The organism is Luteibacter sp. CQ10 (genome assembly GCF_040900725.1).
Taxonomy (GTDB): Bacteria; Pseudomonadota; Gammaproteobacteria; order Xanthomonadales; family Rhodanobacteraceae; genus Luteibacter.
Genome location: NZ_JAEUYM010000006.1, coordinates 116829 through 135868 on the forward strand (window position 1 = coordinate 116829; position 19040 = coordinate 135868).

At 66.8% G+C, this 19040-nt stretch carries 16 protein-coding genes; 3 read left to right on the forward strand and 13 right to left on the reverse strand.

The window, feature by feature from the left end; all coding sequences use genetic code 11:
- Positions 1–34: 34 nt before the first annotated feature.
- Positions 35–2359, forward strand: coding sequence for a DPP IV N-terminal domain-containing protein (locus JNG39_RS19410; protein WP_368313614.1), 2325 nt, complete (start codon positions 35–37; stop codon positions 2357–2359).
- 192 nt (positions 2360–2551) lie between these two features.
- On the opposite strand, the gene msrB is transcribed toward JNG39_RS19410, so the two are convergent.
- The 13 genes from msrB to JNG39_RS19475 all read right to left on the reverse strand — a co-directional run bounded on the left by msrB (position 2552) and on the right by JNG39_RS19475 (position 17012).
- Entirely contained in the window at positions 2552–3160 is a 609-nt protein-coding gene (msrB, locus tag JNG39_RS19415; RefSeq protein WP_368313615.1) for a peptide-methionine (R)-S-oxide reductase MsrB, read from the reverse strand.
- A gap of 57 nt (positions 3161–3217) precedes the next feature.
- The gene (locus tag JNG39_RS19420) at positions 3218–3562 is read right to left on the reverse strand and encodes a glycine zipper 2TM domain-containing protein (protein WP_144915054.1); all 345 of its coding nucleotides are present in this window, start codon (positions 3560–3562) and stop codon (positions 3218–3220) included.
- Positions 3559–4497 (reverse strand): YihY/virulence factor BrkB family protein, encoded by a 939-nt coding sequence (locus JNG39_RS19425; RefSeq protein WP_368313616.1) that lies wholly within the window; start codon positions 4495–4497, stop codon positions 3559–3561. The genes JNG39_RS19420 and JNG39_RS19425 overlap by 4 nt, the downstream gene beginning before the upstream one ends.
- A gap of 201 nt (positions 4498–4698) precedes the next feature.
- Complete coding sequence (locus JNG39_RS19430; RefSeq protein WP_368313617.1) at positions 4699–5397, reverse strand: HAD family hydrolase; 699 nt, start codon at positions 5395–5397, stop codon at positions 4699–4701.
- Positions 5398–5491: 94 nt separating this feature from the next.
- On the reverse strand, positions 5492–6805 hold the full coding sequence (locus JNG39_RS19435) for a carbohydrate porin (RefSeq protein WP_368313618.1): 1314 nt from the start codon (positions 6803–6805) through the stop codon (positions 5492–5494).
- A 111-nt stretch (positions 6806–6916) separates the two neighbouring features.
- Positions 6917–8440, reverse strand: coding sequence for a CoA-acylating methylmalonate-semialdehyde dehydrogenase (locus JNG39_RS19440; RefSeq protein ID WP_368313619.1), 1524 nt, complete (start codon positions 8438–8440; stop codon positions 6917–6919).
- Between the two features lie 23 nt (positions 8441–8463).
- Positions 8464–9261: a 5-deoxy-glucuronate isomerase gene (gene iolB, locus JNG39_RS19445; protein ID WP_368313620.1), complete on the reverse strand. Its 798-nt coding sequence runs from the start codon at positions 9259–9261 to the stop codon at positions 8464–8466.
- Positions 9258–10166 carry a myo-inosose-2 dehydratase gene (gene iolE, locus JNG39_RS19450; protein ID WP_368313621.1) on the reverse strand — a complete coding sequence of 303 codons (909 nt, stop codon included), beginning with the start codon at positions 10164–10166 and terminating at the stop codon, positions 9258–9260. Before iolE ends, iolB begins: the two co-directional genes overlap by 4 nt.
- A complete protein-coding gene (iolD, locus tag JNG39_RS19455) occupies positions 10163–12046 on the reverse strand; it encodes a 3D-(3,5/4)-trihydroxycyclohexane-1,2-dione acylhydrolase (decyclizing) (RefSeq protein ID WP_368313622.1) in 1884 nt (627 codons plus the stop codon). Before iolD ends, iolE begins: the two co-directional genes overlap by 4 nt.
- Positions 12043–14004 (reverse strand): 5-dehydro-2-deoxygluconokinase, encoded by a 1962-nt coding sequence (iolC, locus tag JNG39_RS19460; protein WP_368313623.1) that lies wholly within the window; start codon positions 14002–14004, stop codon positions 12043–12045. The genes iolD and iolC overlap by 4 nt, the downstream gene beginning before the upstream one ends.
- 19 nt (positions 14005–14023) lie before the next feature.
- The gene (locus JNG39_RS19465; RefSeq protein ID WP_247375104.1) at positions 14024–14818 is read right to left on the reverse strand and encodes an ATP-binding cassette domain-containing protein; all 795 of its coding nucleotides are present in this window, start codon (positions 14816–14818) and stop codon (positions 14024–14026) included.
- A 2-nt stretch (positions 14819–14820) separates the two neighbouring features.
- Entirely contained in the window at positions 14821–15954 is a 1134-nt protein-coding gene (locus JNG39_RS19470) for an ABC transporter permease (RefSeq protein ID WP_368313624.1), read from the reverse strand.
- Between the two features lie 14 nt (positions 15955–15968).
- Positions 15969–17012, reverse strand: coding sequence for a sugar ABC transporter substrate-binding protein (locus JNG39_RS19475; RefSeq protein WP_368313625.1), 1044 nt, complete (start codon positions 17010–17012; stop codon positions 15969–15971).
- Between the two features lie 177 nt (positions 17013–17189).
- On the opposite strand from JNG39_RS19475, the gene JNG39_RS19480 reads away from it, so the two are divergent.
- Together JNG39_RS19480 and iolG are read left to right on the forward strand one after the other, a co-directional pair.
- A complete protein-coding gene (locus JNG39_RS19480; RefSeq protein ID WP_144915023.1) occupies positions 17190–18053 on the forward strand; it encodes a MurR/RpiR family transcriptional regulator in 864 nt (287 codons plus the stop codon).
- The gene (iolG, locus tag JNG39_RS19485; RefSeq protein WP_368313626.1) at positions 18046–19038 is read left to right on the forward strand and encodes an inositol 2-dehydrogenase; all 993 of its coding nucleotides are present in this window, start codon (positions 18046–18048) and stop codon (positions 19036–19038) included. Before JNG39_RS19480 ends, iolG begins: the two co-directional genes overlap by 8 nt.
- Positions 19039–19040: the final 2 nt, after the last annotated feature.

Sequence of the window (19040 nt, forward strand, 5' to 3'; positions counted from 1 at the left end):
GACCCGTGCCGCGGTTCAGCCACGGGGATTTCCAATGTCCAGATACACCACGGCGCTCGCGGGTGCCGTCCTCTTCGGCCTGACGGGTGCCGCCTCCGCGCAGACCGTGAGCGTCGACGATTACCGTCGCGCCGACGCGATGCTCCCGAACAACACGATGCCGCTGGTCGACCATTCGGTACAGCGCGTGAAGTGGATCGACGATACGCACTTCTGGTATCGCGACCAGGACAAGGACGGCGGCCAATTCATCACCGTCGACGTGGCGAAGGGTACGTCCACGCACGCGTTCGATCGTGACAAGCTGGCGAAGGCGCTGTCGTCGGCCACCGGCAAGAAGGTCGATGCGGCCAAGCTGCCGGTGAGCGGGTTCGTGGTGCGTCCGGACGACGGCCTCGACGTGACCTCGGGCGGCAAGAACTACGTCTGCGACAAGGCCATGGACAAGTGCGAACTGGCCGCGGTGAAGAAGGATCCCAGCGGCAAGCCCTACGGTGAAGAGCCGGGCATGAAATCGCCGGACGGCAAGTCCGAGGCATTCATCCGCGACTGGAACCTGTGGGTGCGCGACGTGGCCACGGGCGCCGAGACGCAGCTGACCACCGACGGCATCAAGGACTTCGGCTACGCCACCGACAACGCCGGCTGGAAGCACACCGACGAGGCGATCCTCGTCTGGTCGCCGGATTCGAAGAAGATCGCCACCTTCCAGCAGGACCAGCGCAAGACCGGCGAGATGACCACCGTAAGCGTCAACGTGGGCCATCCCAAGGTCGATACCTGGAAGTACCCGCTGCCGGGCGACAAGGACGTGACCATGATCGAGCGCGTCGTCATCGACGTGCCGACGAAGAAGGTGGTTCGCTTCAAGATGCAGCCCGACCAGCATCGCTCGACGATCTGCGACGACGTGTCGTGCAGCCCGGGCCTGTGGGACGACGTGCGCTGGTCGGCCGACGGCAAGAGCATCGCCTTCGTTTCCACCGCGCGCGACCACACGCATGAGTGGTTCCGCGTGGCCAACCCCGAGACCGGCGACGTGCGCACGGTGTTCGAGGAGAAGGCCAAGACGTATTTCGAAGGCGGCAACGATATGGCCAACTGGCAATACGTGCCCGAAACCGACGAGGTGATCTGGTTCTCCGAGCGGAGCAACTGGGGCCATCTGTACATGTACAGCCTCAAGACCGGCAAGCTGGAGCACGCCATCACCAAGGGCGACTGGAACGTCACCCAGGTGCTGCACATCGACCCGAAGACCAAGACCATCTGGTTCCGTGGCGTCGGTCGCGAGAAGGGCGTGGACCCGTACTACCAGTCGTTCTACAAGGTGAATTTCGACGGCAGCAACCTCACGCTGCTCACGCCGGAGAAGTCCGACCACACCGTGTCGATGTCGAAGGACGGCACGTACTTCTTCGATTCGTATTCGACGATCGACACGCCTCCCGTCGCCGTCGTCCGCCGCAGCGATACCGGCGCCACGGTGAAGGAAGTGGCCAAGGCCGACATCTCGCGCCTGAAGGCCGCCGGCTGGGTGCCGCCGACCGCGTTCACGGTGAAGGCGCGCGACGGCAAGACCGACCTCTACGGCCAGATGTTCAAGCCGACGAACTTCGATCCGTCGAAGAAGTATCCGCTGGTGGTCTACATTTATCCGGGTCCGCAGACCGGTTCGGTGCGCACGCGCAGCTTCATTCCCTCGCACGGCGACAACCAGTCGCTGGCCGAACTCGGCTTCATCGTGGTGGCGGTCGACGGCATGGGCACGCCGTGGCGTTCGAAGGCGTTCCATGACGCCTACTTCCAGAACATCGGCGACAACACGCTGCCCGACCAGGTCGCGGCCGTGAAGCAGCTGGTGAAGCAGAACGCGTGGATCGACGGCGACCGCGTGGGCATCTGGGGCCATTCCGGCGGCGGCAACGCCACGGCCACGGCGATGTTCCGCTACGGCGACGTGTTCAAGGTGGGCATCTCGGAGTCGGGCAACCACGACAACCGCAACTACGAAGACGACTGGGCCGAGAAGTGGCAGGGCCTGCTGGTCAAGGACAAGGATGGCAAGTCCAACTACGACGACCAGGCCAACCAGAAGTGGGTGGACGGTTTGAAGGGCCACCTGATGCTGGCCCACGGCACCTCGGACGATAACGTGCCGCCGTACGAGACGCTGCTGGTGGTGGATGCGCTGATCAAGGCGAACAAGGATTTCGACCTGGTGATGATTCCCAATGCGCACCACGGTTACGGCGCCGCCACGCCGTACATGACGCGCCGCCGCTGGGATTACTTCGTGCGTTACCTCAAGGGCGAAACGCCGCCGAAGGAATTCAAGCTGACGCCGATCGAGCGCTGATCGAAAAGCCCCGCGAAAGCGGGGCTTTTTTTTTCAGGGCCGATGAGGCGGCGCCGCCTGCACGAATGTCCGTCGCTGCGTTCCTGCGTGCGCAGGAACGGCGAGGTGCGAGAACGCATGGCCCCCTCACGTCGTTCCTGCGCACGCAGGAACCCAGCGCCGTGAGGCCGGTTCTCGCGATGGTGATGCGATTCAAGACAACGTGATATGCACCCCGGGCACCGGCACGAACTTCATCGCCACGGCGTTCATGCAATAGCGCAACCCGGTCGGATCCGGACCGTCGTCGAACACGTGCCCCAGGTGCGACCCGCACCGTGCGCAACTCACCGCCGTGCGATCCTCGACGGCGAGGCTGCGGTCGTCCGTCTGCACGATGTTGCGCTTGGAGATCGGCTGCCAGAAGCTCGGCCAGCCCGTGCCCGAATCGAACTTGGTGGCCGAGTCGTACAGCGCCGTGTCACAGCCCAGGCAGCGATAGATGCCGTTCTCATGGCGGTCCCAGCCGGGCCCGGTATACGGCGGTTCGGTGCCCTCGTGGCGCATCACGTAGTACGAGCGGCCGTCGAGCTTCGCCCGCCACTGCTCATCCGTCATCACCACCCGGGCCTCGGTGCGCGGGCCCAGCGGCTTCTTGTCGGGGGAAAATTCGTCGATGGTGACGTTGCCGCCCTGCGGCCGTGGCGCGTCGGCGGCCACGACGGGTCGGGGGCCGCGCAGCACGAAGGGCAGGGAGACGGCGGCGGCCGTCGTGACGGCCAGCACGCCGAGGAACCGCCGACGTTCAGGATCGATGCTCATACAGCCTCCGGGAAGGGTCTCTTCCCCTAAGACCGGCCCGGCACCGGAATGCTTACGTCAGTCGTTGACCCAGTGGCATTCGCGATGGGTCTCGTAGCGGGCGTTCTTATCCTGGTGGTTCTTCTGGATCTGGTTGCCCGCGTAACCGCCGCCGACGGCACCGGCCACCGTAGCGAGGGTCTTGCCCTTGCCGCCGCCCACCTGATTGCCGAGCAGGCCGCCGGCCACGGCGCCCACGCCCGTACCGATCAGGCGGTTATTGTCCTTGGACTGGATCTGCTTGGTTTCCACGTCCCGGCAGACCTGGTGCTGGCTGCGGCGCGCCTGCGCCTGAACCGGGGAATCGACCACCGCACCGGTGGCCATGACGAGCGCGGCGATCGCGATCAGGTGGGTTTTCATGGGGTTTCCTCCTTTTCGATAGGCTTCATGGATAACGCCGCCGCCGTGACGGACGGGTCAAGGGCAGCGGGCTTGGTGGACATCGCGTAGGACCGCGGCTGGATGGGCGTGCCGCGTGCTTCCGCCACCGCCTCCGTCAGTTCCGCACCGAGCAGCAGGATCAGGGCGGAGTAATAGACCCACACCAGCAGCACCACCACGCCGCCGGCCGGCCCGTAGGGGCCGCCGACGTTGCTGCGCTCCAGGTAGATGCCGATGGCGTACTTTCCGATGACGAAGAGCAGGGCCGTGAGGGAGGCGCCGATCACGGCGTCGCGCCATTCGATGACGGCATCGGGCAGCACCTTGTAGATGGCGCCGAAGATCACGACGAACACCGCGAGCGAGATGATGGTTTCCAGCACGTGCCAGCCGGTGGTGCCGCCGCGCACGAACACGGCGATGAGCGCGCTGGCCGAAAACGAGATCACCAGCAAAAAGGCCAGCGAAAGCAGCAGGCCCAGGGCATGCAGGCGGGCCCGGATCCAGCCCAGGATGGCGTGGCGGGTGCTGCCGGGCTTGGGTTGCAGGCTCCAGACCCGGTTGAGCGCGCCTTGCAGCTGCGCGAATACGGCGGAGGCGCCGACCAGGGTCACGCCCAGGCCGATCACCCCCGCCATGCTGCCCACGCTGGGCTTCTGCTTGGCGTTCTCGATCACCAGCCGCACGGCTTCGGAGGCGCGCGCGCCGACGAGGCCGTTCAGGCTGTCGATCAGCTGCGCCTGCCACTCCGGCCGCAGCGAGGCCACTACCCAGAGCAGCAGCACCAGCAGGGGAGCGAAGGACAGGGCGGAATAGAAGGCGAGCGCGGCGGCCCGGGTCATCAGCTCGTCGTCGCTGAAGCCCTTGGCGGTGTTGCGTACCACCTGCCAGCCGAGTCGGATGCGGCGATCCATGGGGTTCCTCCGTCGGGACGGGGAACAGGGTGCGGGGGTGGGTGCGAAAGAAACGTGGAGCAGCCGCTTCGTCGGGTTCGCCGATACGATCGGCTCCCACCCCTTCGGTAGGACATCTTCATCGAATCGGTTCTGATTCCCCCGGTAGGACACTCCTTACCGAAGGGTGGGAGCCGATCGCATCGGCGAAGGGTGCTCGCCTCATCCCATCCGGGCGATAGCCCCCGGAATGCCCTCCGCCCCGCGCACCTCGACCACCCGGTCGGTCATGGTGAAGCCCGTGACCACCTCGTGCGCCCAGGTGCTGTGATAGGGCATGTAGACCCCCCAGCCACCCAGCTCCACGACCGGCGCGATGTCGGACTTGAGCGAGTTGCCCACCATGGCGAAGCGCCCGGGCGTCACCTCGAACTCGCGGAACAGGCGCGCGTAGGCCGCCGGGTCCTTCTCCGAGACGATCTCGATGCGATGGAAGACGTCGGCCAGCCCGCAGCGGGCCACCTTGTATTCCTGGTGGAAGAGATCGCCCTTGGTGATGAGCACCACGCGATGGGTGGTGGCCACCTGCTCCACGGCGTCGCGGATGCCGGGCAGGAGGTCGACGGGGTGCGCTAGCACTTCCTTGCCCAGGCGTACGATGCGGTGGATGTCGCGTGCCTCGATCCGGCCTTCGGTGAGCTCGATGGCCGACTCGATCATCGACAGCGTCATGCCCTTGGCGCCGTAGCCGAACAGGGCGATGTTGCCACGCTCGGTGGCGAGCAGGCTGTCGCGCAGGCCGTCGCTGGCCAGGTCGAGATACTTGCCGAGGATGGCCTCGAATTCGTCCTGCGCGCGGTCGTAGTATTCCTGGCTGTGCCAGAGGGTGTCGTCGCCGTCGAAACCGACCAGGTCGATCATGCCGCTTGCTCTCGTTCGTTCAGCGGCAAGGATATCGCTTGCCTGAACGAAAGACACTGGGCTCCCGCGAAGGCGGGAGCCCAGCTTGTTCGCTTTAGAACGCCACGCTGGCCTTCAGGCCCAGGATGAACGCGTTGTTCTTCTCGGCGATGCCGCCCGGATCCTTGATGTACTGCAGGTTGGGACGCAGGGCGATCGAGGGGATGGGCGACCAGCTGTAGAACACTTCGGCCACCTTCTCGTAGCCGCTCTTCACCAGGCCCTGGTCGTCCGGATGGACGGCGTTGTAAAGGCGCTGGTACTTCGCCACGTCGCCGTTGGCATGGGTGAAGCCCAGGGCCGCTCCGACGAAGTCGTTCGGGCGGTCGAAGATGCCCTTGTACTCCATGCCCAGCGAGATCTGGTTGTTGGTGGGCGAGGTCTGGTGGTCGGCGGAGGTGATGTTCAGGAACACGTTGGTTCCCTTGCCGCCCGCTTCGCCGGTGACCTGCTGCTGGAAGGTGATCCACGCGCCGCGACGCGAGGTGCGCTGCAGCGGGTCGTCGCCGGTGAGCGCGCGGGGCTCGTGGTTCACGTCGTAGAAGACGTCGTCACCCTTGGAGGTGTTGTACCAGACGCCGGCGCGATACGAACCGGGCAGGCCGTTGATCGAGGGCTTCCAGCCGAACTCCAGCGGAATCAGCCAGCCGGTGGTGCCGCTGGGGAAGCCCAGCTTCAGGCCGTTGCGACGGGCGTAGGAATCGTCGACGTACTTGGGGTTGACCTGGTACGCGGAGAGCTGGAGCCAGGTGTTCTGCGTGGTGGAGAACTTCAGCACCGTGGCCCACATGCTGGTCGGCCAGTTGACCCAGTAGTCGCCCACGATGTTGCCCGGCTGCGCGCCGCAGAACGAGAGGTTCTGGAAGTCGCACGAGAAGCTGCCGGTGTCCTCGCCGACCGGCATGCGGCCGATCTTCCAGGTGAGGCGGTCGTTGAAGAACTTCTGCTCGAGCTGGAAGATCGTCAGGTGCCAGGTCTGGCCGCGGCCGTAGACTTCCTGAATGAGCTGGTTGTTGCCGATGTTCGCATCGGCGCCGATATCGCGGCCGTTGCGATCGGTGACCATGATGTTGAACTTGGCGCCGTGCCAGTTCCACAGCTTGTCGAGATCGAAGCTGGCGCCGAACTTCCACTGGTCGGTATATCGCGTGATTTCGCGATCGCCGCCGGAATAGTTGTGCGCGGCTTCGAAGCCGTAGCCGAGGTCGAACGTGATGCCTTCATCGGCCAGGCGCGTGCGTTCGCCGCCCCAGTCGCCGAAAAGGTATTTGCTGCCGGATGCGTCTTGCGCATGCGCCGATGCCCCGGCGAAGCCGAGGCATGCGAGCACCACACCGGCGAGAGGGCGCTTAATCGAATGGATGCGCATCTAGCCTTCTCCCTGAAGTGAAAATTTTAAGTTTTTGCGTAGTCGTGTTCTGATTATCTAAGTTGCAACGCACAAGCTTTTTAGGGCGCACAACCGACGCAAATTAGCATGCTAATGGGTGGGCATTGCAAACTCTGCGCCCGCGCTTTCGCCGTGGTTCAGCCAACGCTGTGTAATGGCTTTCTGTTTTGTGTAGAAGCGCACGGATTCCGGACCGTGGGCGTGGTGGTCACCCATCAGGCTCTTCTTCCAACCACCGAAACTGTGGAACGCCATCGGTACGGGAATGGGCACGTTGATGCCGACCATGCCGACCTGCACCCGATGAGAGAATTCTCGCGCGACGTGTCCGTCCCTCGTGAAGATCGACGTGCCGTTGCCGTATTCGTGAGCGCTAACGTATTCCAGGGCCGTAGCGAAATCCGGCACGCGGACCACGCAGAGCACCGGTCCGAAGATCTCTTCCTTGTAGATGCGCATGTCGGTGGTGACGCGATCGAACAGCGTGCCGCCCACGAAGAAGCCTTGCTCGCATCCCGCCACGCGATGGCCGCGACCGTCCACCACCAGTTCCGCGCCGGCCGCGACGCCGTCGTCGATGTAGCCGGTGATGCGATCGCGATGCGCCCCGGTGACCACCGGACCCATTTCCACGCTCTCGTCGAGGCCATGGCCGATGCGCAGCGATTCGACGCGCGGCTTGAGCTTGGCGACCAGGGCATCGGCCGTGGCGTCGCCGACGGCCAGCGCCACCGAAATCGCCATGCAGCGTTCGCCCGCGGCCCCGTAGCCGGCACCGATCAGCGCATCGGCCGCCTTGTCGACGTCGGCGTCCGGCATGATCACCATGTGGTTCTTCGCGCCGCCGAGCGCCTGCACGCGCTTGCCGTGCGCGGTGCCGCGCGCATAGATGTATTCGGCGATGGGCGTCGAACCGACGAAGCTCACCGCGCGCACGAGGTCGTGGTCGAGCAGCGCGTCCACGGCGGTCTTGTCGCCGTGGATCACGTTGAATACGCCGTCGGGCAGGCCGGCCTCCTTCAGCAGCATCGCCAGTTCGACGGCCAGCGACGGATCGCGTTCGGACGGCTTCAGCACGAAGCTGTTGCCGCAGGCGATGGCCATGGGAAACATCCACATGGGCACCATGGCGGGAAAGTTGAACGGCGTGATGCCGGCGCAGACGCCGAGCGCCTGGCGCACGGTCCAGGCATCGATGCCGTTGGCGATCTGCTCGGTGTACTCGCCCTTGAGCAGTTCGGGGATGCCGCAGGCGTATTCCACCACCTCGAGGCCGCGCACGAGTTCGCCCTTCGCATCGGACAGCACCTTGCCGTGCTCGGCGACGATGACGCGCGCCAGGCGGTCCATGTCGCGCTCGATCAGTTCCTTGAAACGGAACATCACGCGTGCGCGCCGAAGCGCCGGCGTCTGCGACCAGGCGGGGAAGGCCGCGTGCGCCGCGCGCACGGCGGCATCCACGTCGGCGACGGAGGCGAGGGCGACTTCGGCGGAGACGGTGCCGCGCGCGGGGTCGTACACCGGCGCGCTGCCGGAAGGTGAGCCCGCGTAGGGCTTGCCGGCCACGAAATGGCCGATGCGGGCGAGGGTATCGTTCGAGGGTTGGGCGGACATGCGGATACTCCGGATGGCGCGGGTCAGCGCGCGATCATCCATTCGTGGGCGGGATCGTTGCGGAAGTGCCACTCGCGGCGCGGGCCGGCCATCACGTTGAGGTAATAGCCACGGTAGCCGTGCGGCATCACCACGGGGTGGTAGCCGCGCGGCACCATCACCACGTCGTGGTCGCCGACGGCCATCGATTCGTCGATGTCGCGCTCGTCGGTGTAGACGCGCTGGAAGGCGAAGCCCTGCGGCGGATCGATGCGGTGGTAATAGGTCTCTTCGAGCACGCTCTCGTCGGGCAGCGCATCGGTATCGTGCTTGTGCGGCGGATAGCTCGACGAATGCCCGGCGGGCGTGAGCACTTCCACGACGAGGAGCGATTCGGCCGGTTCGGTCTCCGGCAGGATGTCGCAGACGTAGCGCGTGTTCGCGCCCGTGCCGCGCACCGAGCGTTTCATGGTGGAGGGATCGATCAGGCGCACGCCGAACTTGCCCGTGCCCGGTGCGGTGGCGATGGCGAGTTCGGCGTCGGTGGATGCCGTCACGCGGAACGTGGAGCCCGGCGGTGCATAGACGGCGTGCGGCGAGCGGTCGTCGAACACGCTCGCGCGGCCGCCCAAGGCCTTCCACGCATGCTCGCCGACCTCGATGTCGACCGTGCCGGTCAGCACGACCAGGCAGCCCTCCCGGTCGCCGGGCAGGGCGATGTCGACGCGTTCGCCGGCGCCCAGGCGTCGCGCTTCGAAACCCACGTGCGACCAGTTCGCCGATTCGGGCGTGACCTTGACGATCGCCTCGCCGCGCGGGGCGGATTTGACCAGGAGGCTCATGCGACCTCCCGAACCGGCTCGCGGTCGAGCAGCGCGCGCAGCGTGCGGTAGCCCTTGTCGGCGTATGCGTAGCTGGGCGCCACGGCGGGATCCTGTTCGGCCTCGACCACCAGCCAGCCCTGGTACCCGTGGGCGCGAAGCCGGTCGACGATGGCGGCGAAGTCGATCACGCCGTCGCCGGGCACGGTGAACGCGCCGTTGAGCACCGACTCGAGGAAGGTCCAATGCCGGTTGCGCGCGAGCTTCACTACCTCGGCACGCACGTCCTTGCAGTGCACGTGGCAGATGCGCCCGATGTGGCGATCGAGCACGGCCACCGGATCGCCGCCGCCGAAGAAGGTATGGCCGCTGTCGAAGAGCAGGCCCACTTCGTCGCCCGTATGGGCCATCAGCCGGTCGATGTCGTCGGGGGATTCGACGTAGGCGCCCATGTGGTGGTGATACGCCAGGCGCACGCCATGCGAGAGCGTGAAGCGGGCGAAGGCCGTGAGGTTCTCGCCGTAGCGTTTCCATGCGTCGTCGGTACGGAACCTCGGCCGCTTGTATAGCGGCAGGGGCTCGCCCTGGATGGCGTCGGCGACTTCGCCATACACCATCACCTTGCAGCCGTTCTCGGCCAGCAGGCGCAGGTGGGCGCCGGCCGCCTCGCTTTCCTCTTTCGCGGAACGGGCGGCGGCCCGTCCCGAATACCAGCCCGAGACCACGTCCAGTCCGTAACCGGCCATGAGGTCGCGCAGTTCGCCGGGATCCTTCGGAAACTTGTTGCCGAGTTCGAAGCCTTCGTAGCCGATGGCCTTGCCCTCGGTGAGGGCGGTGGACAACGGCGTCTCGCCACCCAGCGAAGGCAGGTCGTCGTTGCTCCAGGAGATGGGGTTGATGCCGATGCGGATGGGGTCGTTCTTCATGGGGACGTGTTCCCGGCCTTGCGGCCAGCGATGGCGGTTTCGTAGGCCGAGCGCGCGTCGCGCACGGCGGTCCGCGTGGAGACTTCCGGCACCGCCACTTCCCACCATGCCCCGCCGTCGTCGGTGGTGCGGGCGGGATCGGTGTCGATGCAGACCAGGTAGGTTCGGTCGGCGGCGCGGGCGCGCTCGAGCGCGGATTCCAGCCCGGCGATGTCGGCGACGTGTTCGGCGATGGCGCCGAGCGAGCGTGCATGCGCGGCGAAATCGATGCGCGGCGCGCCGTGGCGGCCCTGCACGCAGTCGTCGAGCAGGTTGTTGAACGGCGCGCCGCCGGTGGCCTGTTGCAGGCGGTTGATGCAACCGTAGCCGCGGTTGTCGAGCACCACGATGACGAGCTTGGCGTCGAGCATCACCGAGGTGGCGATTTCCGAATTCATCATGAGGTAGCTGCCGTCGCCGACCATCACGATCACCTCGCGGTCGGGATGGGCCATCTTCACGCCGAGGCCGCCGGCGATCTCGTAGCCCATGCACGAGTAGCCGTATTCCATGTGGTAGCCGCCGGCGGTTTCCGTGCGCCAGAGTTTTTCCAGTTCGGCGGGGAGCGTGCCGGCGGCGCAGACCACGATGTCGCTCATCGCCGAACGGGTGGACGAGCGCTGCACGGCGCCGATGACTTCGCCGTCGTAGGGCAGGCGGCCGGGCGGCAGGTGGCGCTCGGCGGTGATGCGCGACACGGTGTCCACCCATTGGCGGGCCGCCTGGCGGGCCCGTTCGGTCCACGCGTCGGGCGCGGCCCATTCCTCGAGACCGAAGCTCAGGTCGTCGAGCACCTGGGCGGCGTCCCCGATCACCTCGATGCCGTCGCCCTTGAGCGAATCGAACGTGTTCACGTTGACCGAGAGGATCGGCACGTGGCGGAACAAGGCGTTCGAACCGGTGGTGAAATCCTGCAGACGGGTGCCTACCGCGATCACGAGGTCGGCCTCGCGGAGCAGGGCGTTGGCGGCGGTGGACCCGCTCACCCCGGCGGGGCCGAGTTGCAGCGGATGGTTCCACGGCATCGCGCCCTTGCCCGCCTGCGTTTCGCACACGGGCACGCCGTGCTTGTCGGCGAAGGCGAGCAGTTCGGGCGTGGCCTTGGCATACAACGCGCCGCCACCGGCCACGATCACCGGCCGCTGGGACGCCTCGATGGCATCGAGCGCGAGCATGAGTTCGTCGTCGGTGGGAATCGGCGCGCGGAACACGATCTCGCGCGGTTCGAAGAACGACGCGGGGAAATCATAGGCTTCGGCCTGCACGTCCTGCGGCAGGGCCAGCGTCACCGGGCCGCAGAGCGCGGCATCGGTGAGCGCGCGGATCGCCCGCGGCAGGGCCGTGAGCAATTGCTCCGGGCGGACGATGCGGTCGAAGTAGCGCGACACGGGGCGCAGGCAGTCGTTCACCGTGACGGTGCCGTCGGTGAAGTCTTCCAGCTGTTGCAGCACGGGGTCGGGTGCGCGCGACACGAAGACGTCGCCGGGCAGGAGGAGCACCGGCAGGCGGTTGACGTGGGCCAGCGCGGCCGCGGTCACCAGGTTCGTCGCGCCCGGACCGATCGAGGTGGTCACCGCCATCATGCGGCGGCGCATGCTGGCCTTGGCGTAGGCGATGGCGGCGTGCGCCATCGCCTGTTCGTTGTGCGCGCGATAGGTCGGCAGCTCGTCGCGGGCCTCGTAAAGCGCTTCGCCGAGGCCGGCGACGTTGCCGTGGCCGAAGATGGCGAAGACGCCGCCGAACAGGGGCTCGGCGCTCTCGGCGTCGGCATCGCGGGCACGCAATGCGCTCAGGTAGCGGACCAGCGCCTGGGCGCAGGTGAGGCGGATCGTGGCGCTCATGCGGCCGCACCTTCCTCGATCGACGTGAGTCGGGTCCGTCGCCACAGCGCGATCATCTGCTCGAAGGCGGCGCGGGCCTGCGCGACGAAGGTGTCGTCGTCGATGCGCCCGGCCAGCCACGCGGCCGCCGGTTCGACGAAGAGCGTGCGGCCCACGGCGAAGCCGCGACAGGTGCGGCTGCCCGCGGCATGGGCGAAGCCCTCGGTCAGGGTTTCCAGCGAGGCGTTGAGGCCGAGCAGGAGCACGCCGCGGCAATGCGGATCGCGCTCTTCGATGAGCGCGTCCACGGCCTTCCAGGTCTCGCGGTCCAGCGGGCAGAGCTTCCACCAGTCGGGACGGATGCCGAGGTTGTAGATGCGCTTGAGCGCGCGGAGCGTGAGTTCGTCACGTCGCGCGAGATCCTTGCAACCGGGCGGGATCACCTCGAGCAGCAGCTCGTGGCCGCTGAGCTTCGCGGCGTCGTAGAGCGAACGAAGCTGGGTTTCCTGTTCCACGCGGTGCACGGCGGGCGCATCCGGATCGAAATGCACCAGGCATTTGATGACGTGTTCCTTCGGCCAGCTCACGAGCTGGCTGCCGATCGAGCGTCCACGCTCGAACTCCAGCGGGTTGGAGCCGGAGACTTCCACCGGGCGGCCGATCCACCAACCGCGGCCGGTCGCGGCATGGAGTGCGTCCTGGCCGTATCGGTCGTCGCACAGCAGGCCGACGTGGCCTTGCAGGCTGCCCGCGCGTTCGGTGGCCGCCACGGCATCCACGAGGAGTTTCTTCAGGCGCGGCAGGCGGGTTTCGTCGCCGCCGGTTTCGCGAACCAGTTCGAAGAACGGCACGCGGTGGTCGAAGGCGAAGACGTAGAGCTCGTCCCACGCGCGGCGCGGTATCGCCGTGCGGTGCAGGTGCGACAGTTCGTCGTCGAGGTCGGGGCGGGAGATGGCCCCGGGACGGGCGAGGAAGGCGTCGAGTTCGGCACGGCCGGGCATGGCCGGCGCGCAGCCGTGGCGGGAGACCACGATGGCGCCGCAGGCGTTGGCGTAGGCGCAGGCGCGTTCGACGGATTCGCCGCGCAGCCAGCCGGTGAGGAATCCGGAAAGGAAGGCGTCGCCCGCGCCGAGCACGTTGAGCACGTCGACGCGCGACCCGCGGTACGTCGGCGCGTCGTCGATGTCGCCCGGCACCGGGCCGTCGATCACGCTGCAACCGAGCGGTCCGCGCTTCACGACCAGCGTGGCTTCCGTCCGGGCACGCACCGCGCGCAACGCGGTGACCAGGTCTTCGCTGCCTCCGGCGATGTGGAATTCCTCTTCGGTGCCGACCACGAGGTCGAACAGCGGGAGCATGTCCTGCACATGCCGGGTGACGCCGCCGTCCGCGACGAAGCGACGCTCGCCGTCGGCGCGGCCGGTGAGGCCCCAGAGGACGGGGCGATAGTCGATATCGAGCACCGTGCGCACGTCGTGCGCGCGGGCCAGTTGGAGCGCGCGACGGCTCGCCGCGAGCACGCCGGGCTGGGACAGGTGGGTGCCGGTGATCGCCAATGCGCGGCATCCGGCGATGAAGCGCTCGTCGATGTCCCGTTCGGTCAGCGCCATATCCGCGCAGTTCTCGCGATAGAACAGCAGCGGGAAGGTCTCGCGGTCCTTGATGCCGAGGATGGCCAGCGCGGTGAGGTGCTCGAGGTCGGGCGTGACCTGGCTCACGTCACAGCCCTCGGCCGCCAGCGTCTCGGTGAGGAACCGGCCCATGTGGTCGTCGCCGACGCGGGCGATCATCGCCGAGCGCAGGCCGAGGCGAGCCGTGCCGAAAGCCACGTTGGCGGACGAGCCGCCCAGGTACTTGGCGAAGCTGGTGACGTCTTCCAGACGCGCGCCGATCTGCTGCGCGTAGAGGTCGACCGCCAGCCGGCCGACGCAGGCGACGTCGATGGGACGGGAGGGGGAGCGGGGCAAGGGACTGCGCATGGGCGAGGGTTTCCGTGGGTCAGGCCGCGCGGCCTTCCAGTTCGTCGACGAGGTTCTGTATTTCGGTACCGCCGGCCATCATGTCGAGCACTTCTTCCTTGGAGATGTCGGCCTTGGCGAACGTACCCATCGACTGGCCGCGGTTGAGCAGCGTGAAACTGTCGGCGATGGGATAGGCGTGGTGGACGTTGTGGGTGATGAAGATCACCGAGATGCCGCGCTCGCGGGCCTTGTGGATCAGCTTGAGCACGTTGCACGACTGCTTGACGCCGAGCGCGGCGGTGGGCTCGTCGAGGATCAGCACCTTGGCGCCGAAGTGGATGGCGCGGGCGATGGCCAGGCACTGGCGCTCGCCACCGGACATGGTGCCCACCGCCTGGCCGGCGTCGCGCACCACGATGCCCATCTCGGCCAGCTTCTCGCGGGCCGTTTCGTTGGCGTACTTCATGTCGATCACGGGGATCATGCCGAACAGCTTGCGACGCGGCTCGCGGCCGGCGAAGAAGTTGCGCGCCACGCTCATCAGCGGCACCAGGGCGAGGTCCTGGTAGACGGTGGCGATGCCCCGGTCGAGCGCCTCGCGCGGCGAACTGAAGCGGACCGGCTGGCCTTCCACCCGGTACTGCCCGCTGCTGGGCGAATGCACGCCGGCCAGCGTCTTGATGAGGGTGGACTTGCCCGCGCCGTTGTCGCCCAGGAGGCAATGCACTTCGCCGCGCTTCAGGCGCAGGGTGACGCCGCGCAGGGCGATCACCGTGCCGAAGAACTTGCTGACGTCGTCCAGTTCGAGGATGTAATCGTCGGCCATGGTCATGCTCACTTGCCGCTCGAGGCGCGGCTGCGGATGTAGTGGTTGAACAGCACCGCGATCAGCAGCATGCCGCCGAGGAAAACGCGATACCAATCCGAATCGATGTTGGTGTACGAGATGCCGATCTGCACCACGCCGAAGATGACCGCGCCGAAGCAGGCGCCGATCACCGAGCCGAAGCCGCCGGTCAGCAGCGTGCCGCCGATGACCACCGCGATGATGGCCTCGAATTCCTTTTGCAGGCCGCGATCGGACGCCGCCGAGCCGAACTCCGCCACCTGCAGCACGCCGAACAGGCAGGCGCAGAACGCGGTGAGCACGAACAGCGAGATCTTCACGCGGCGCACCGGCACGCCGACGTTCTTCGCCGCGTTGGCATCGCCGCCGACGGTGTAGATCCAGTTGCCGAAGCGGGTGCGGGCGAGGGTGAAGCCGCAGGCCACCGCCAGCGCGATCCACCACAGCAGCACCTTGGGGATACCGTCGACCACCGGCTCGCCGTTGGGGAAGCTGTCGACGATGCCGTGGTGGGCGAGGAAGGCGAACAAGCCGTGCAGCGTGGTGCCGGAGAACAGCGCCTGCACCACGGGCGCCGCGCCGAACTTGTCGCCGACGCCGCTGACGATGGTGCTGTTGGCGAAGGTGGTGGACAGCACCAGGGTGAGGCCGCGCAGGATGAACATGAAGGCCAGCGTGACGATGAACGAGGGCAGCTTCGTGCGTACCACGAGATAGCCGTTCAACGCGCCCAGGGCCATGCAGGCGGCGAACGCGAAGATCACCGAGGCCCATAGCGGCCAGCCCAGGTACATGGGCGGGATGGCCACGGCGACGCCGGCGAAGCCGATCATGGAGCCCATCGACAGGTCGAACTCGCCGGCGATCATCAGCAGGCAGGCGCCCACGGCGAGGATGCCGAGGTAGCCGGCCACCTTGGCCCAGTTGATGACGCCGTCGAGGGCGAACATGCCCGAGTCGCCGGCGAAGATGCCGAAGAACGCGAAGACGAGCACGGTGCCCGCGATGGCGCCCAGTTCGGGGCGGTCGAGGAGGACGCGCCACGGGGAAATCTTCCGTACGCGTTCGTCCGCTGTTTGACGCTCGATCATGTGGCTGACGCTCTGGTGTATGGCACTCATGGGATGGCTTCCGCTCAGCGGTACTGGCCCGCGTATTTCTCGACGGTGGAGACGTTGTCCTTGGTGACGAAGGCCGGGCCGGAACTGACGCCGGTGGCGGTATAGATGGGCTTGAGGTCGTATTGCTTCAGGCGCGCCTGGAATTTCGGGTTGGCCTTGAGCGCGGCGATGATCTTCGCGGGGTCTTTCGTGTTCTGCTCGTGCGCGATCACCAGCGCGGCGATGCCCATGTAGCCCTGCAGGTAAGGCTGCTGGTCGATGGCGTACTGGATGGTGCCGGACTTGATGCCGTCGATGATGGCGGGCGAGAGGTCGAAGGTGCCGAAATAGATCGAGCCCTTCAGGTGCAGGTCGTTCACCACCTTGATCGCGGGCTCCGCGGCATTGGGGCCGAGCGCGAGGATGGCCTCGGTCTTGGGATGCGAGCGCAGGTAGGCGCTGAGCTTGCTCGAGACCACGGTCGGGTCCATGCCGGTGTCGATCATGGAGGTCTGCCGCCAGTCCTTGATGCCCAACGCGTCGGCGAAGCCCTGGCAGCGCTCGAACGAGGCGTTGTTGGTGGCGTAGTGGTTCACGCAGACGAAGCTCTTCTTGCCGGCCGCCTTGGCGCGTTCGCCGGCCGCCTTGCCCGCGTCGTACTCACCCTGGCCGATGTGCATCAGGGCGCCGAGCTTCTTGCTCTCCTCCGGCGTGCCGGAGTTGATGGTGACGATGGGAATGCCCTTGGCGGCGACCTTGGCGGCCGGCGCCTTGAGCACGGCGTAGCTGGCGATGTCGAAGGCCACGCCCTTGTAGTTGCGCGCGGCGGCGGATTCGAGCTGGCGGGCCATTTCGCTCAGGTCGCCGTTGCCCGAGCCGCGGTAGTCGACGGCCACGCCGAAATCGTCGCCCGCCTGCTTGATGGCGTTCTTGATCGTGTTCCACCACGAGTCGGAATCGGCGGCGTGGGTGACCAGCACGTAGCGGTCGCCCGAAGCGGCCTGGGCGGCGGGAGCGGCGAGACCGAGGCCCACGGCGAGGGCGGCGGCCAGCGAGGCGAGGAACGGTTTGGATCGCATGATGCCTCCAGGTGAAGGGTGTCGGACGCGATAGGCCTTGCGGCCGGGTTTTGCCGAAAGCGGGTCGAGCATGGCCCCGTGGAACGCCGGTTGCAATTTGCATTGCAGCATAAAAATAAATGGAAAAAATGTTCCATGACTGCTTCAATGCGCCTCGTCCCACCCACGGAGCGGCCGATGGCCAAGCCCAGCGAAGCCGATCAACTCATGCAACGCATCGCCGACGAATTCGAGGCGTTGCCGCGCCAGTTGCAGGGCGTGGCGCGTTATCTCGAGGCGCATCGCGGCTCGATCATGTTGCAGCGGGTCGGCGAAATCGCCGAGGGCTCGGGCGTGCATGCCTCGGCCGTGGTCCGCTTCGCCCAGCGCTTCGGCTATTCCGGCTTCAGCGAAATGCAGGCGGTGTTCCGCGATGCCTGGACCGCGCAGGCCACGCCGTCGCGCAGCTACCAGCAGCGCATCCGCAGCGTCATCGACCGTTCGGGCGACATGCGTCCGGTGGAGATCGCCTCGCGCTTCATCGATGCCAGCCGCGTGGCCCTCGACGAGCTGTCGTCGGAGCTGGACGAAGCGCGCTTCCAGAAAGCCGTGGACCTGCTCGCCGCGGCGGAGAACATCTACGTGATCGGCGTGCGCCGCTCGTTCGCCATCGCCAGCTACATCGCCTACGCCCTGCAGCACACGCCCAAGCGCGTGCATCTGGTCAACGGCCTCGGCGGCATGTATCGCGAGCAGCTGCGCAGCATGGGCAAAGGCGATGCGCTGATCGCCATCAGCTTCCCGCCGTTCGGCAAGGAAACCCTCTACGCGATGCGCGTGGCGCAGCAGCATCGTGCCGACGTGCTCGCGATCACCGAGAGCGATCTCGGCCCGCTTTCGCGCCATTCCGACGTGCTGCTGAAGGTGAAGGAGGGCAGCGCGTTCGCCTTCCGTGGCCTCACCAGCACCATGTGCCTGTGCCAGGCGCTTTTCGTCGCGCTGGCCTACAAGCTTGAACTGACCGTTGAAGAAACCGTTCCCCGAGGAGAATACGATGATTGAAGTTGCCGTTTTCGGTGCCGGTCGCATCGGCAAGATCCACGCGGCCAACGTGGCCCGCCATCCCCAGGCGCGGCTGCGTTACGTGGTGGACGTGCACGAGCCGTCGGCGAAGTCGCTGGCCGATGCGCACGGCGCGCGGGTGGCGAGCGTCGACGAGGCGCTGAACGATCCGGCCGTCGGCGCGGTGGTGATCGGCTCCAGCACCGACACGCACGCCGACCTGATCCATCGCGCGGCCGCGGCCGGCAAGGCGATTTTCTGCGAGAAGCCCGTGGATCTCGACGTGGAACGCGCGCGCGGATGCCAGGCCACGGTGGAGAAGGCCGGCGTCACCTGCATGATCGCGTTCCAGCGGCGTTTCGATCCGACGTTCTCTTCGCTGAAGAAGCGCCTGGACGAGGGCGAGATCGGTAACCCCGAGGTGCTCGTGGTCACCAGCCGCGATCCCGGCGCGCCGCCGGTGAGCTACATCAAGAGCTCGGGCGGCATCTTCAAGGACATGCTGATCCACGATTTCGACATCTTCCGCTGGATCCTCGACGACGTGGCCGTGAGCGTGCATGCCTCGGGCAGTTGCCTCACCGACCCGGCCATCGAGGCGGCGGGCGACATCGATACCACGGCGGTCACCATCCGCACCGCGAAGGGCCGGCTGTGCCAGATCAACACCTCGCGCCGCGCGGCCTACGGCTACGACCAGCGCTTCGAGGTGCTCGGCAGCAAGGGCATGCTCCAGGCCGGTAACGTGGCGCCCACCCAGGTGGTATCGCATACCTCGGCGAACATCGCGCACGACCTGCCCGAGCATTTCTTCCTCGAGCGTTATCGCGAAGCATACGCGGCGGAGATCGCGCATTTCTTCGACGCGCTGTCCGGGGGCACGCCGGTGCGCACGACCATCGCCGACGGCATCAAGGCGCTCGAGCTGGCCGAGGCGGCCGCGCGCTCGTGGCGCGAGGGCCAGGCCGTGCAGGTGAACATCTAGGA

Excerpts from the sequence above, each read along its gene's own strand:
- msrB (WP_368313615.1), bottom strand. The coding sequence starts at position 3,160 with ATGAGCATCGATCCTGAACGTCGGCGGTTCCTCGGCGTGCTGGCCGTC.
- iolG (WP_368313626.1), top strand. The coding sequence starts at position 18,046 with ATGATTGAAGTTGCCGTTTTCGGTGCCGGTCGCATCGGCAAGATCCAC.
- iolD (WP_368313622.1), bottom strand. The coding sequence starts at position 12,046 with ATGAGCGCCACGATCCGCCTCACCTGCGCCCAGGCGCTGGTCCGCTAC.
- JNG39_RS19440 (WP_368313619.1), bottom strand. The coding sequence starts at position 8,440 with ATGTCCGCCCAACCCTCGAACGATACCCTCGCCCGCATCGGCCATTTC.
- JNG39_RS19480 (WP_144915023.1), top strand. The coding sequence starts at position 17,190 with ATGGCCAAGCCCAGCGAAGCCGATCAACTCATGCAACGCATCGCCGAC.
- JNG39_RS19410 (WP_368313614.1), top strand. The coding sequence starts at position 35 with ATGTCCAGATACACCACGGCGCTCGCGGGTGCCGTCCTCTTCGGCCTG.
- JNG39_RS19430 (WP_368313617.1), bottom strand. The coding sequence starts at position 5,397 with ATGATCGACCTGGTCGGTTTCGACGGCGACGACACCCTCTGGCACAGC.
- JNG39_RS19470 (WP_368313624.1), bottom strand. The coding sequence starts at position 15,954 with ATGAGTGCCATACACCAGAGCGTCAGCCACATGATCGAGCGTCAAACA.
- JNG39_RS19425 (WP_368313616.1), bottom strand. The coding sequence starts at position 4,497 with ATGGATCGCCGCATCCGACTCGGCTGGCAGGTGGTACGCAACACCGCC.
- iolC (WP_368313623.1), bottom strand. The coding sequence starts at position 14,004 with ATGCGCAGTCCCTTGCCCCGCTCCCCCTCCCGTCCCATCGACGTCGCC.
- JNG39_RS19465 (WP_247375104.1), bottom strand. The coding sequence starts at position 14,818 with ATGACCATGGCCGACGATTACATCCTCGAACTGGACGACGTCAGCAAG.
- iolE (WP_368313621.1), bottom strand. The coding sequence starts at position 10,166 with ATGAAGAACGACCCCATCCGCATCGGCATCAACCCCATCTCCTGGAGC.
- JNG39_RS19475 (WP_368313625.1), bottom strand. The coding sequence starts at position 17,012 with ATGCGATCCAAACCGTTCCTCGCCTCGCTGGCCGCCGCCCTCGCCGTG.
- JNG39_RS19420 (WP_144915054.1), bottom strand. The coding sequence starts at position 3,562 with ATGAAAACCCACCTGATCGCGATCGCCGCGCTCGTCATGGCCACCGGT.
- iolB (WP_368313620.1), bottom strand. The coding sequence starts at position 9,261 with ATGAGCCTCCTGGTCAAATCCGCCCCGCGCGGCGAGGCGATCGTCAAG.
- JNG39_RS19435 (WP_368313618.1), bottom strand. The coding sequence starts at position 6,805 with ATGCGCATCCATTCGATTAAGCGCCCTCTCGCCGGTGTGGTGCTCGCA.